A 14262-nucleotide genomic window follows, 5' to 3' on the forward strand; every position below is an offset into this window, starting at 1 on the left:
CAGGACTGACAACGAATGCGAGGGTTTGTCTACACGCTGAAACATGCATCCGGCATGTCTTTTCCTATTTATTAGCGATTATCAATCGTTTCTGGATACATATCATGGTTCATCATACGATACGATGCCATTTCTTCATACTTTGTCCCAGGTTTCCCATAGTTCGTATACGGATCAATTGAAATACCGCCTCTTGGCGTAAATTTGCCCCAAACTTCAATATACCTTGGGTCCATCAATTCGATTAAGTCGTTCATAATAATGTTCATACAATCCTCATGGAAGTCACCATGGTTACGGAAGCTGAACAAATATAATTTTAGGGATTTACTTTCGACCATGATTTCATTTGGGATATAGCTGATATAAACTGTTGCAAAATCCGGTTGTCCTGTTTGCGGACATAGTGATGTAAATTCTGGGCAGTTGAATTTCACAAAGTAATCTCTATTTGTATGTTTATTTGGGAACGTTTCAAGCACTTGTGGTGCGTAATCAAACAAATAATTGGTTCCTTGGTTTCCTAGTAACGTGACACCTTCTAATTCTTCCGGTTTTCTTGTCGTCATGACATCTCTTCCTTTCTATACGCCTCGTTTATTTCCCCACAATAACGTGTGCAGCTGTGGCAGCACTCTTACGCGGTTTAAGTCTGGATCTTGTGCGACTTGATCTACAAGCGCTTCATATTTCTTTAATAAATGCGTCAATAAGTACGCATCATCACCTGTCGTCGTGTCGTCATTTCCTACCTGCAAATAAAAAGGAAGCTCAGGGTATTTCGTATGAACATCCTTCGCATAGGCTAGATCACGATCATCAAAGATCACGACCTTCAGGCTTGCATGCTGCAATCTATTTCCGTTTTTCAGCTCATCTATGATACGTGTTAGTTTCGTAAAATCTGTTTTCATATTCGAGCTTGGCGGCTTAGGGGAAATGGTTAAATCATCAATTTTCAAAAACCATTCCTGATACATCGTCCCTTGTGTTTCAAGCGCTGTATCAATCCCCTCTTCATGCAGTAAATCAATGAGGGATTCCATTTGTTTTAAAAGCGCCGGGTTTCCTCCTGAAATGGTGACATGAGAAAAAGCCTGTCCGCCTATTCTTTTTAATTCTTTGACAATGTCTTCTGCCTCAAGCCACTGAATATCATGCTTCGCTGAGCCGTCCCATGTAAAGGAGGAATCACACCAGCTGCAAGAGTAGTCACAGCCAGCCGTTCTGACAAACATCGTTTTTTGTCCAATCACCATTCCTTCTCCTTGAATGGTTGGACCAAAGATTTCTAATACAGGAATCGCTTTAGCCATTGATCTCAACTCGTTTCGGACGGTAAATGCAGTAGCTTGTTGGTGTTTCTCTGACAAAGACTTGAACACATGTTGGCTTGTTCGCTAAAGTCGATAAATACGCTGCGACTTTGTCATATACGGTCTTTGCCACCACCTCAGTGGTTGGCATCGCGTATCGATCGTTTGATGAGAATTCCTCGTGATCATTGAGCAGCGTGTGATCGTACTGCCCATGAATGAGCTTCTTCAATGTACTAAAATTGACAAGGAAACCCGATTCATCTAGGTCGTCGCCCGCAATTGTGATGTTGATGGTGTACGTATGACCATGAACACGGCTGCATGCGCCCGCATCTTCTCGTGGGATGAAATGGGCAGCCGATACATGCATGTCTTTATTCAATTCAAATGAAAATGGATGATCGGTTTGTGGATAGATTTGAGAAAGCATTTATTTTGCCTCCTTCATTTCCATATAAGTGTCATAGCCGTTTTTCCGCAGCTTACACGCAGGACATTCCCCGCAGCCATCAGAAATAATGCCGTTATAGCAAGTGAGCGTTTCATTTTTCACAAAATCCAGTGCATTGAGCTCATCTGCCAGCTTCCATGTTTCTGCTTTATTCAGCCACATCAGTGGTGTATGAATCACAAATGGTTTTTCCATTGCTAAATTCACTGTGACGTTGCAAGATTTCACAAACTCGTCACGGCAATCTGGATAGCCGCTAAAGTCTGTCTCACAAACACCAGTGATGATATGTCTTGCTCCAATTTGATACGCCAGAATAGAGGCAAAGGATAAGAACACTAAGTTTCTTCCTGGCACAAATGTGGAAGGAAGCTCCCCTTCTTTTTCCTCAATGTCAATGTCATCTCTTGTTAAAGCATTAGGTGCCAGTTGATTTAAAAGTGACATATCTAATAGATGATTCTTCACACCTAACTTGTCAGCAATTCTTTTGGCGACATCAATTTCTTCTTGATGACGCTGATTATAATGAAAGGTCACTGTTTCTACCTCTTCAAATTGTTGAAGTGCCCATAATAAACATGTCGTACTGTCCTGTCCCCCGCTAAAGACAACGACTGCTTTTTCATTTTTCATTTTCTGTTCTCCTCCTTTTGCAGATAAGTACAACCGTACAACACTGCATCTGAAAGGCTCCTATAAAACCCCTATTTTTCTCAAAAGAAAAGACACCTTTACATGTGTATGAGGTGTCCCAGCCATAAAAAATAAAAAATGCCACATCCAAGGATACGGCAAGTCCTTAGTTTTTTATAGAGGGTTTTGCTAGAACCTCTCCCGTCTTCACGGATTTTTGTTCAATTTTCACAGAGGATAGTGTACCACATATTTTTCATACAGGCTATCCCTTCTTTACTTATCAAGCGATGCAGGCACTTTTTTTAGACAAAGAAAGAGGATAAAAAAGATGCTGACATACCCAAAAACCGGATAAACCGTTGAAATCAGTGTACCGTAACCAATTTTACTGATCACATAGCAGCATATGAGAATAAGGGATATTGTATAGATGCTTTTCATTCGAATATATGCCCTTACTTGTCTCTCCAGCCCGTATAAATTGCCTATGACGGATGTAAAAACTTCACCGAAGATGACAAATAAATAAATGAGATGAATGGAGTTTGCAACTTGATACACTACCTGGGCCATTGGAATATCAAACGCCTCCAGCATATCTAATGAAGAAAGAGATAAAAAGCAAGCAAGCAAAATGAGTGTCAGCATGACGCCCCCAAGCACCGCTCCCTTTTTAATGACTGCTTCAGAGGTCATTTCATTTGCGACGGGTACTAACACTGCCTGTGACAGTGCTAAATTAAAGGCACCATAGGAGACTGCTGATAGTATCCACTCGCCCTCACCCATTTGCAGCGCAAGAACATAACTTTCACTGCTGCTAAAAACAAATGAATCAAGAAACACAATCAATGAAAAGAAAATCAGCATTGGAACGACAAGGACGTTAACACCAAATAGCCCTTTTGAACCTTTAAAGAGTACAATGACGCTCAGAATGATCGTCAAAAAGATCCCATACTCCTTCGATATGCCAAGCTGTTCTTCAAAAATAGCCCCTGCGCCTGAAATCATGACTGAGGTAACACCAAGTAAAATAAAAAACATCACAATATTAATATATCGACTCGCAGCTGTGCCAAATAAAAAACGGTTCATATCTTGATAAGATTCTGCTTTGATTCGTTTCGAAATCAGCATCATTTTTGCACCAAGGCCAGTAAAAATAACACCGCTAATCAGAATTCCTAATAGTCCAATCCAGCCAAAACGAACAAAAAATTCTACGATTTCTTTTCCTGTCGCAAACCCAGCTCCAACCACTGTTCCTACATATACAAAGGCAAGCTGAAAAGCGGATTCATTTGAACGTTTCATGTGACCCCTCCGCACCCATCACTTTCGATTGTCTCTTTTTTTATCCTATGAGACAAGTTCCTTGAAAAGAAGGACAAACCATGATTAAATGCAAAAAAGGATTTTTACTCGCCTTTGAGCAAAACAGTTGAAAGTCAAAATAGGTCAGAGTATACTATAGTCAAAGATGGTCAAACAACAGACCATTTTCTTTAACATTCATTGGTCAAATAAAGTCAAACTTTATTTTAAGGAGGTCATGGCAAATGCGTTGTCAACATTGTCAAGTAAATGAAGCAACTATTCGCCTGAATATGCAAGTGAATTCGTCCCGGAGCCAAATGGTTTTATGTGAAGACTGCTATACCTCTTTGATGGAGCAGTCAAAAATGAAAATGGGACCTCAGCTGTTTGGAGGAAGTTCATTCTTCTCTCAGGCAGCAGGACATGCCCCAAACATGGAGCAGCCAAAACAAAAAGGCTTACTTGATGAGCTTGGCCGTAACTTAACAGATGGAGCAAATGCTGGTTTAATTGATCCAGTCATTGGCCGTGATGAAGAAGTCGCAAGAGTCATTGAGATTTTAAATAGAAGAAATAAAAATAATCCTGTTCTTATTGGTGAACCAGGTGTTGGGAAAACAGCGATCGCAGAAGGACTCGCACTGAAAATTGCGAGCGGCGATGTGCCAAATAAATTAAAGAACAAACAAATTTATTTATTAGATGTCTCTTCACTTGTCGCAAACACAGGTGTACGCGGTCAATTCGAGGAAAGAATGAAGCAGTTAATCAAAGAACTGCAAAGCCGTAAAAATATCATCTTATTTGTAGATGAAATCCACCTTCTTGTGGGCGCAGGCTCTGCAGAAGGATCAATGGATGCTGGAAACATCTTAAAACCAGCCCTTGCAAGGGGCGAACTGCAGCTAGTAGGTGCGACAACTTTAAAAGAATATCGCCAAATTGAAAAAGACGCTGCACTCGAACGACGCTTCCAGCCCGTCATCGTGGATGAGCCAACACAAGATGAAGCGATCGACATCTTAAAAGGCATTCAAGATAAGTACGAGGCCTATCATGGTGTCACCTATTCAGATGAAGCGGTCAAAGCGTGCGTTCAATTATCTTCACGGTATATTCAAGACCGTCATTTGCCGGATAAAGCCATTGATTTAATGGATGAAGCTGGTTCAAAAGCGAACCTCTCCATTGATGCAGCAAGTGAAGATGAACTGACAAACCGATTAGCGCAAATTGCCGCAGAAAAACAAGCTGCGCTAAAAGAAGAACAATATGAAAAAGCAGCGAAGCTTCGTGATGAAGAAGAAGCCATTGAAGCAAGACTTCAAAACAAAACAACTGACAAAGAACATATCGTCACAGCAGAGGACATTCAGGCCATTGTGGAACAAAAAACAGGCATTCCTGTCGGTAAACTGCAAGCAGACGAACAAACCAAAATGAAAGAAATTGACGTCCGTCTAAAAGCACGAGTGATTGGGCAGGAACATGCAGTTGAAAAAGTAGCGAAAGCCGTGAAAAGAAGCAGAGCTGGTTTAAAATCGAAACATAGACCGACTGGCTCCTTCCTATTCGTTGGACCAACAGGTGTCGGGAAAACCGAATTGTCTAAAACGCTGGCTGAAGAATTATTTGGTTCAAGAGATGCGATCATTCGTTTAGATATGAGTGAGTACATGGAAAAACACTCTGTGTCCAAACTCATCGGTTCTCCTCCTGGTTATGTTGGACATGATGAAGCTGGCCAGCTGACTGAAAAAGTGCGCAGAAAACCATACAGCATCATTTTGCTGGATGAAATCGAAAAAGCACACCCAGATGTACAGCACATCTTCCTTCAAATCATGGAAGATGGCCGCTTAACAGACAGCCAAGGCAGAACAGTCAGCTTTAAAGATACAGTCATCATCATGACAAGTAACGCAGGCAGCGCAGATAAAACGGTCAAAGTGGGCTTCCAGTCTGATCAGGAAGAAGCGATTGAGGAACAATCACTCATTGATTCGCTCAGCAGCTACTTCAAACCAGAATTCTTGAACCGTTTTGACAGCATCATTCAGTTTGATTCATTAGACAGAAATGATTTAGTGAAGATTGTTGATCTTCTGCTCAATGAGCTGTCAGAGCAATTAAAAGAGCAGAATTTAACAGTCCATGTCACAAATGAAGCAAAAGAAAAAATCGCAGAGCTTGGATATCACCCTGCATTTGGTGCTCGTCCACTTCGAAGAACCATCCAAGAGCACGTTGAAGATCAAATGACGGAGATCTTGCTTGAAGAGGAGCAGCTTTCTGGATTTACTGTGGATGTTGAACATGACGAAATCGTCGTAAAAAAAGGATAACTACATCTTCAGGATGATATGCATCTCCATCATGTTGCGGCGTCTAAGTTCCATCTGAACACCGACGCTCCCCCGCCTCTTTTCCTTTACGATAAAAGAAAAAGAGGTGAATCACATGATGAATTGGAGCTACGATCTTGTCAAAATCATGTATGAAGAAAAATTAAAAGAGCTGCTTCATTTAGATGAACCAGCTCAAAACGATTAAATGGAGACTCCCTTTATATGAAAGGGAGTTTCTTTTTACGCTGATAGAAAGCGCTTTCGTCAAAAATTCTTCACAGAAACTGTCTTAATTTTATATTCTGACTAAAACCCTTCTGGAACACACCGATATTAACTATAGAAAAAGATAGTTAAAGGATTTGGTGAGATAATGGACAAAACATCGTTAATTGGTATTATTTTAGCATTTATTGCACTAGGTGTCGGTATGGTTTTGAAAGGTGTGAGTCTAACTGCTCTTCTCAACCCGGCGGCTATATTAATCATCATCGTTGGGACGGTTGCAGCTGTTGTCATCGCATTCCCTTCTAGTGAAATTAAGAAAACACCAAAATTGTTCGGCAAAATTTTCAAAGACAGCCAGCTTCCAACGATTCAAGAAATGATCCCTCTATTTTCAAACTGGGCACAAATTGCACGTCGTGAAGGTCTTTTGGCATTAGAAGCAAGTCTTGAGGAAGTCGATGATGATTTTCTAAAGAACGGTTTAAGCATGGCGGTTGACGGCCAAAGTGCTGAATTTATTCGAGACGTCTTGACAGAAGAAGTCGACGCAATGTCTGAACGACATCAGTCAGGCGCATTAATCTTTACACAAGCTGGTACATACGCTCCGACGCTAGGGGTACTTGGAGCCGTTGTCGGACTTATTGCCGCACTTGCAAACATGGGAGATATTGAAGCACTTGGACATGCGATCAGTGCTGCCTTCGTCGCCACACTGCTTGGGATTTTTACCGGATATGTGTTATGGCATCCATTTGCCAACAAGCTGAAGCGTAAATCAAAGGAAGAAGTAAAGCTTCGTCTGATTATGATCGAAGGTATTCTTTCTGTTCTTGAAGGTCAATCTCCAAAAGTCATTGAACAAAAACTTCTTATGTACTTACCAGCAAAAGAACGTGCAAATCTTGTCATTGAAGAAGGAGAAAATCAAAATGGCTAGGAAACGCAAAAACCATGATCATGAAGACCATGTAGATGAATCTTGGCTTATCCCTTATGCCGATCTTCTAACGCTTCTTCTCGCTCTCTTCATTGTGCTTTTTGCATCTAGTTCAATTGATGCGGCAAAATATGAACAGATGGCTAAGTCTTTTAATGTAGTTTTTACTGGCGGTACTGGTGTTATGGATCAATCCAGCATGCAAAGCACGGAAGAAACTGAAAATAGCAACCAGGTCAAAAAAGCAGCCGAGGAAGAGAAAGATGAAGAAGCCAAAGCAAAGGCTCGAGACCAAGCGGTTCTCACAAAGGTCAAACAGCAGGTCGATTCATTCATTGCAAATAAGAAACTTGGTTCCAAGCTCGAAACAAAGCTTACAGATGAAGGTCTTCTCATTACGATTGAGGACAGTATCTTCTTTGATTCTGGGCGGGCAGTTATTCGCTCTCAGGATGTCCCGTTAGCAAAAGAAATCTCAAAGCTTCTCGTCATTAATCCTGCTCGTGACATTGTCATTAGCGGACATACAGATAATGTACCGATCAGAAATTCAGAATTTGAATCAAACTGGTATTTAAGCGCCATTCGTGCTGTGAACTTTTTAAATATTCTTCTTGAAAACAGCAATCTAAACCAAGAGAACTTTAGTACAAAAGGATACGGCGAATTCAAACCGATTGCCTCAAATGATACAGCAGAAGGCAGAAGTAAAAACCGGCGTGTAGAAGTACTCATTTTACCGATTGAGAAAAAAGCGAAATAAAAAAGGAAGCCAGCGGCTTCCTTTCAGATTGTTGACAAAGGACTAAAATGATCTTTATTTTAGTCCTTTGTCTTCTTTTCAGCGTGATAGAAAACCTTTGCAGCCCTAGGAAGGACAGCTATCTTTGCGGAGCGAATTTGACATTCGTGAGCACCGGAGCGCAGGACTGACACCGAATGCGAGGGTTTGCCTGCACCCTGAAAAGGAAGCCAGCGGCTTCCTTTTTATTTATTCTTGATGATCATATAAATGCTTTGCACGCAGCCCTACATGTTTGAGCATATCGATGCAGGCATCTTTCTCTTCTTCGCTCAGGACACTGATCATCTCATGAATTTCTTTCGCATGATCTGGGAAGATGTCATCAAGCAAAGCTCGTCCCTGCTTAGTAATATGCGCAAATGTCACCCTGCGGTCTTCTGCACAAGCCTTCCGGCTGAGGAGTTCTTTCTTCTCCAATTTATCGACCACATACGTGATGCTGCCGCTTGCAAGTAAGATCTTATCACCGATTTGCTGAAGCGGCTGATCACCTTTATGATACAGCAATTCTAGCACAGCAAATTCAGTTGGATTCAGCCCGTGCTTCACAATATGTTTGTTCATGTGATGATTAATTGAGCGATAGGCACGTGATAATACAATAAATAATTTCAATGATTTTTCAACATTATGATTTTCCATTTTTTATCATCCTTTATGAAATGCAACCCACTAATGTGACATTAATAAACAATAAGTAAAATGTCAACATTTTGATCCATCTTTAGCACGAAAATGAGACCAGAACGAATCACCTAATTTTTTAAAAATCACACAAGTCATCGTAATAAAGATAGGTTCAATGCTATAATAAGTCTATTAGGTAATACGTTGGAGCGATGAATGATGAGTATACTCAAAGGGTTTTGGAAGAAGATCAGGCTTTACCTTATTTTGGTCATGCTTCCAACCCTAATCATTAGTTATTTTATCTACGAAAAAGAAACTGAAAAAATCGATTTAAAGAACAAACAAACCGCTACACTTATGTTAAATATTCACAAAAACCAAATGAATTATTTAATAAGTGAAACAGAAGCGAGATTAACTTCCCTTGCCATGGGATTTGACCAGCCGGTTGAGACGAAAAAAGTACAAAACATCCTAGAGAAAATCTATAAACAAGAACCTCGTTTTTCTGGTCTGTATCTCCTAGACAAAAAAGGAAATGTAACAGCAAGCACCACCCCGTTAAAGGAAAAAATCAACCTATCATTCAGAGATTACTTTAAACGCATTCAAGTGACCAAGCAGACCGTGATCACAGACAACTATGTGAGCCGAATTACAAAACAGCGGATCCTCTCCATTTGTGTGCCTGTTCTCGATGAAAATGAAGAGGTCACCAATGTGCTGATTGCCGCCATTCAAATTGATTATTTAAGAAATATTATGAATGTATTGAATCCTGATCTTCATTTTAAGATGCTGAATCAAAATGGACATGTCGTGTTTACAAGCGGTCCACAGCCAGTACCTGAGGGCGACAGCACCGTGTCTACATATTTAGATGAAAACAGCTGGAAGCTGGAGGTCTTTCCGCAGCGTGCTTCAACAAGTGAAGTGCTGTCTGTGATGCTCATCCCTTTATCCAGTGCGTTTATTTTATTAAATATTTTATTCACACTAGTCCAATATATCGTGTTAAGGCGGCAAACTCAGCAGGAGCGTCATCAAAATGAAGCGCAAAAGCTTGAATTGATCGGAACACTCGCAGCAAGTACAGCACACGAAATTCGTAACCCATTAACAGGGATTAGCGGCTTTATCCAGCTATTGCAAAAAAAGTATCATTCAGAAGAAGATCAGCTCTATTTTTCTGTCATCGAGGAAGAAATTAAACGGATCAACCAAATCGTCAGTGAATTTCTTGTATTAGGAAAACCAACGGCAGAAAAATGGCAGAATAACTCTGTTAAAGAAATTGTAAGTGAGATCATGCCGATCGTTTTCTCTGAGGCAAACCTTTATAATGTCGAAGTGGACTTACAAATCAATACGATTCAAGATGTGGGCGTGTATTGCACGAAGGATCATATTAAACAAGTGGTTTTAAATGTAGCAAAGAACTCTTTAGAAGCAATGCCAAACGGCGGTCATTTGAAGATTGTGATCGAAGCTGAAAAAGAACATGTCATCATTAAAGTAGCGGATACAGGTGAAGGCATACCAGAAGAGATGTTAAAGCACATCTTCCTCCCCTTTATTACGTCGAAGGAAAAAGGCACGGGTCTTGGACTTGTCGTGTGTAAACGAATCATTTCGATGTATGGCGGAACAATTGATATTCATAGCGAAGTGAATAAAGGAACGACTGTTATGATCATGCTTCCTTCTGCTCACTCAGCATAGCTGAAGATGTCAGCCGGTTTTGCTTATGCAAGACCGGTTTTTCATGTCAATAAGAGGGGCGGTTCACAGATAAAAGACTCATTTGAGACACAAGATCATGAAAGGAGGGGGCAGATTGTTTCTCATGAAAAAGAAGATGCTGATACTCATTCATCAGGTTGTCCAGTTCTTGACTATATTTAATTGTCATCTCACCAGTGTACCCTTCCACTTGAGCAGCTTCTACCATCTGTTTTCTCTTCTCATCAATGGACATCAGCAATTGTTCTTTCCTTACATAAATATTCATGATCTCAGCTCCCGCAATGATTTCGACTGTCTATGCTCAAAATGATCCGACACCAAAATTATACTTTATTTGTAAATTAAATTAAATATGCTTATTTTATTTAATTTTTTACAGCCTAAAGACCTTTTACCCAATCAAATTTGGGGGTAAACTTCAAATTTGGACAGGACTGTCACATTGATTAAACAGAATTTTATCCTATACAGAAGATCAAAATCAACTATTTTCTTTCACATTTTATGTCTAATTTCCTAAAAAAAAGCTGATCTTCCGCCTCATGCGGAATGATCAGCTCTATCATTAAACCGTTTCTTCCTCGTAAATTGGCACCCAGCCCTCAGTTGTGACAAATATGCGAACTGCGACCACTTTGCGATCCTCTTGAAGTGTAAAGTAATGACGGATGTTTGGCGGAACAGAAATTAAATCACCTGGGTTCAATCTCACATCAAAAAAGACGCCATCCTTGCCTTGAATAGCAAAGATTCCGTGCCCGCTCACAATAAAGCGTACTTCATCATCTGTATGGTGATGCTCACGTTTAAAGTTTTGGAGCAGCTCATCAAGATTTGGCGTGGCATCAGATAATGAAATCACATCCTGCGCTTTGTACCCTCTTTTTTCAGAAATACTTTGGATTTCCTTTTGGAAAACAGTCAAAATCTCTTCCTTTTCCTCATCGGTTAAATCATACTTTTCTGATAAACGGTTTGGCAGCTTTTCAATATCCCAATGCTCGTAAATAACCCCTTGGTTTTCTAAATATGATGCAACCTCTTGCTCGTTCTCAAGTAATGTGTTCTCTTCATTGTGAATCAAAATCGTCGCCATGTGCTTTTCCTCCTTTTTATCTTACCAGCTGCTGTTGATACAGCGCTAATTTTAAGTGATAGCTAAATAAAAATTCATATGCTTCTAATACTCGTTTTGCTTCAAAGGCTGTTTTTCCCCAGACCGTGATGCCATGATTGCGAATGAGTACAGCACCAGATGACGCCTCTAGTGTCAGATGTTTTGCAAATTGCTCTGCAAGATGCGGAATATGAGCTGGATTTTCAATAATCGGAATCGACACTTCTGCATCCTCTTCCCAATAACCAAGCGCTTTGATGATTTCGTTGCCTTTAAAACGAATCTCTCCCTTATCCCCATACAGCTCTGACATCACATTATTATCAATGGTGTGGACATGGAGGCAGCAGCCTGCTTTCGTCCGTTCATACACGTACGTATGAAGCAGTGTTTCAGCTGATGGTCTAAGCGTCTCGTTCGGATCATGTGGCTGGCCTGCCGCGTTTACTAGCACAAAATCTTCGTTTGTTTCTTTTCGTTTATCTTTGCCGCTTGCCGTCACCAAAAACGTGATTGGATCATCCGACACCTTGATCGATAAATTACCGCTTGTTCCGAAAAACCAGTCTCTTTGGGCCAGTTCACGTTTAACGTCTGCTAGCTCCTGCCAGCATTTGCTCTTTGCGTCTGCCATTCCTTCACTTCCTTTATTTGAACAAATTGCGCGTGTAGATCAATAAATGTGTCAAACTCCTTATGTACGAGCCCGAGCTCTTGACATTCATTGAGCAAGTAGTCGCGCGCAAACGTAAGATCTGCATGTTTCGCCGCCTCCACATCAGTCACTGAATCTCCGATCATGATGATGAAATCATCCTCATGAGTCAGGTTTCGAATGATTGAGGGCTTACAGCATCCGCACCCATTTTGACATTGCGTATCGCAGGCATGCGGCCATTCAATCTGAATATGGTCTTCCCCAAATGATGCATGATTGCAATAAATATCGTCTCGATCGACAATGCCTTCGAGGATGGGGTAGACAAAAAAGTCCATCCCCCCACTAAGTACATAGAAAGGAATGTCCGCTTTTTTTACCTCATCCACAAATTGCTTAAATCCTTCACGAATCTCTGTATCCTCTAAAATAAATGATTGAATGGCTTCCTTTTGATCACTTGTCAGTAATTGAAACATCTGCCCGACGCCTTCTTGAATGGTAATTTCCTTTGACAGGACACCATCCTTCAGCTTCGTCCATTCACTTGGTGCAAACTGTTTCATGATGCGGATGATATTATCATTTTTTGTAATTGTTCCATCAAAATCACAACACACAATTGGTTTATTCATTATTCTGCTACCCTTCCCCAAAGATCAAGTGCCGCTTTTAAGTCTTGGCAGGAAGCCGCCTTATCTTGGATAGACTCTTCATGTATCACGGCATCAATGATCGAACGAAATGCCTTCCCTCCGCCGATGGCTCCCCGCGGATGTCCGTGAATGCCTCCGCCTGCGTTAATCACATGATCAATTCCAAAATCTTTGATCAATACTGGAACCATTCCTGGGTGAATGCCTGCTGACGGGACAGGGAATGTTTTTTGAACCGTATCCTCTTTCACGCAAGCTTCATAGATTCCAAGGGCATCCTTTTTCGGAAGTGCAACCGACCCATAAGGTGAGGGAAAGAGGCTCAAATCAGCGCCAGCATATCGATTTAATTTGCCTAAAAGAAGAGAATGCGAGAATCCATATTCAGGAGAGGATGTCAATGCACCGCTCACTGCGGGATGCGCCATAATAGGCAGTGGAATATCTGGATCCTCAGCTAAGCTTTGCATGACATCAAGGCCGTAAGCAAAGACATTGAATAAGAGCGCATCTGCTCCAAGTTCAGCGGCCTTTCTCGCTCGATCCCTCAGGTCAAAGGTTCTGCCCGTTAAATTGACAGCATACAGCGTGCGGTGTCCTGTCTCTTCATAGGTTTCTTTTAAAATCTCTTTTCCTTCTTTGATTCGCTCTTCAAAAGGAGCTAATGGACTTTCAAATAAAATTTCATCGTCTTTGATGAGGTCAACCCCGCCTAATGCCTGTAAACGGAGCTGCTCTTTTAAATCCTGCATATCACGGCCGATAACACCTTTAAAAATACTCATCAATAATGGACGATCAAATACATTTACCTTATTTCGTATGCCATCAATTCCAAATACCGGTCCTGGCAGGCTTTTTTTAAATTCTTCAGAAAATTGGATATCGACTAGCTTCACTTTTCCGTCTAGTGAAAGCTTTCCAAAAATCGTCGCGAAAACAGCTGGTAAATCTGCTGAAAAGTTTGCCTCAGGATAAGCAATGGTCACCTCTGATTGATAAAGGCCATTTTCGACTGGAGCAGCCTTTTCTAATACTTTTTCAACTCGGCCTTTATGCTTTTGAAGCTGCTCCTTTTTGAGCTGCGGCAAATCCGTCCATGATCCAACTGTTAAACCCAGCGCGATCTGCTCCGCTTTTCGATTTATTTGTTCATCCTCTCGATGTGTTAATACGTATGTTGCCAGTAATTCACTCACTAGGAATCCCCTTTCGATTGCATCATGCATATGTTCAATAAAAAAACCTCTTCAAGTGCTTCTTGAGCGCCTTAAAGAGGTTGTTTCGTGTCATTCATCCGAATCTTATCTCTCAGCGCTTGCTGCAAGAATTAGCACCGTGCTTCATGGAAGTCGGTTGCCGGGCTTCATTGGGCTAGTCCCTCTGCCTACTCTTGATAAGAATA

General features: G+C 41.0%; 15 protein-coding genes and 2 riboswitches. Of the genes, 4 read left to right on the forward strand and 11 right to left on the reverse strand.

The window, feature by feature from the left end:
• Positions 1–71 precede the first annotated feature (71 nt).
• From queF to QSJ46_RS11935, 5 genes are all read right to left on the reverse strand, one after another.
• Entirely contained in the window at positions 72–569 is a 498-nt protein-coding gene (queF, locus tag QSJ46_RS11915; RefSeq protein ID WP_003211403.1) for a preQ(1) synthase, read from the reverse strand.
• Between the two features lie 15 nt (positions 570–584).
• Entirely contained in the window at positions 585–1316 is a 732-nt protein-coding gene (queE, locus tag QSJ46_RS11920) for a 7-carboxy-7-deazaguanine synthase QueE (RefSeq protein WP_285604752.1), read from the reverse strand.
• Entirely contained in the window at positions 1309–1749 is a 441-nt protein-coding gene (queD, locus tag QSJ46_RS11925; protein ID WP_047202222.1) for a 6-carboxytetrahydropterin synthase QueD, read from the reverse strand. Before queD ends, queE begins: the two co-directional genes overlap by 8 nt.
• Complete coding sequence (queC, locus tag QSJ46_RS11930; protein WP_024424683.1) at positions 1750–2406, reverse strand: 7-cyano-7-deazaguanine synthase QueC; 657 nt, start codon at positions 2404–2406, stop codon at positions 1750–1752. It lies immediately after the preceding gene.
• A gap of 160 nt (positions 2407–2566) precedes the next feature.
• Positions 2567–2611, reverse strand: a riboswitch (PreQ1 riboswitch).
• A 71-nt stretch (positions 2612–2682) separates the two neighbouring features.
• On the reverse strand, positions 2683–3726 hold the full coding sequence (locus QSJ46_RS11935; protein WP_285604753.1) for a YkvI family membrane protein: 1044 nt from the start codon (positions 3724–3726) through the stop codon (positions 2683–2685).
• A gap of 245 nt (positions 3727–3971) precedes the next feature.
• Between QSJ46_RS11935 and QSJ46_RS11940 the strand changes: the two genes are divergently transcribed.
• From QSJ46_RS11940 to motB, 3 genes are all read left to right on the forward strand, one after another.
• The gene (locus QSJ46_RS11940; RefSeq protein ID WP_285604754.1) at positions 3972–6074 is read left to right on the forward strand and encodes an ATP-dependent Clp protease ATP-binding subunit; all 2103 of its coding nucleotides are present in this window, start codon (positions 3972–3974) and stop codon (positions 6072–6074) included.
• Positions 6075–6450: 376 nt separating this feature from the next.
• Positions 6451–7245 (forward strand): flagellar motor stator protein MotA, encoded by a 795-nt coding sequence (gene motA / locus QSJ46_RS11945; protein ID WP_024424680.1) that lies wholly within the window; start codon positions 6451–6453, stop codon positions 7243–7245.
• Positions 7238–8008 carry a flagellar motor protein MotB gene (gene motB / locus QSJ46_RS11950; protein WP_048238725.1) on the forward strand — a complete coding sequence of 257 codons (771 nt, stop codon included), beginning with the start codon at positions 7238–7240 and terminating at the stop codon, positions 8006–8008. Before motA ends, motB begins: the two co-directional genes overlap by 8 nt.
• A gap of 228 nt (positions 8009–8236) precedes the next feature.
• On the opposite strand, the gene mhqR is transcribed toward motB, so the two are convergent.
• Positions 8237–8692, reverse strand: a complete 456-nt coding sequence (mhqR, locus tag QSJ46_RS11955) for a MarR family transcriptional regulator MhqR (RefSeq protein ID WP_034281539.1) — start codon at positions 8690–8692, stop codon at positions 8237–8239.
• Between the two features lie 204 nt (positions 8693–8896).
• Between mhqR and QSJ46_RS11960 the strand changes: the two genes are divergently transcribed.
• Entirely contained in the window at positions 8897–10402 is a 1506-nt protein-coding gene (locus QSJ46_RS11960) for a sporulation kinase KinD (protein ID WP_047202787.1), read from the forward strand.
• Positions 10403–10448: 46 nt separating this feature from the next.
• Here QSJ46_RS11960 and QSJ46_RS11965 read toward each other — a convergent pair whose 3' ends face one another.
• The 5 genes from QSJ46_RS11965 to mtnW all read right to left on the reverse strand — a co-directional run bounded on the left by QSJ46_RS11965 (position 10449) and on the right by mtnW (position 14056).
• Positions 10449–10691 carry an aspartyl-phosphate phosphatase Spo0E family protein gene (locus QSJ46_RS11965; protein ID WP_039178071.1) on the reverse strand — a complete coding sequence of 81 codons (243 nt, stop codon included), beginning with the start codon at positions 10689–10691 and terminating at the stop codon, positions 10449–10451.
• A gap of 300 nt (positions 10692–10991) precedes the next feature.
• Positions 10992–11522 (reverse strand): 1,2-dihydroxy-3-keto-5-methylthiopentene dioxygenase, encoded by a 531-nt coding sequence (locus tag QSJ46_RS11970; RefSeq protein ID WP_024426834.1) that lies wholly within the window; start codon positions 11520–11522, stop codon positions 10992–10994.
• A gap of 16 nt (positions 11523–11538) precedes the next feature.
• Positions 11539–12177, reverse strand: coding sequence for a methylthioribulose 1-phosphate dehydratase (locus QSJ46_RS11975; protein WP_047202786.1), 639 nt, complete (start codon positions 12175–12177; stop codon positions 11539–11541).
• Positions 12141–12836, reverse strand: coding sequence for a 2-hydroxy-3-keto-5-methylthiopentenyl-1-phosphate phosphatase (locus QSJ46_RS11980; protein ID WP_285604755.1), 696 nt, complete (start codon positions 12834–12836; stop codon positions 12141–12143). The genes QSJ46_RS11975 and QSJ46_RS11980 overlap by 37 nt, the downstream gene beginning before the upstream one ends.
• Entirely contained in the window at positions 12836–14056 is a 1221-nt protein-coding gene (gene mtnW, locus QSJ46_RS11985; RefSeq protein WP_285604756.1) for a 2,3-diketo-5-methylthiopentyl-1-phosphate enolase, read from the reverse strand. Before mtnW ends, QSJ46_RS11980 begins: the two co-directional genes overlap by 1 nt.
• 102 nt (positions 14057–14158) lie before the next feature.
• A riboswitch (SAM riboswitch) is annotated at positions 14159–14260 on the reverse strand.
• Positions 14261–14262: the final 2 nt, after the last annotated feature.

Origin of the sequence: Bacillus sp. YKCMOAS1, assembly GCF_030268125.1 — a bacterium.
Classification (GTDB): domain Bacteria; phylum Bacillota; class Bacilli; order Bacillales; family Bacillaceae; genus Bacillus; species Bacillus safensis.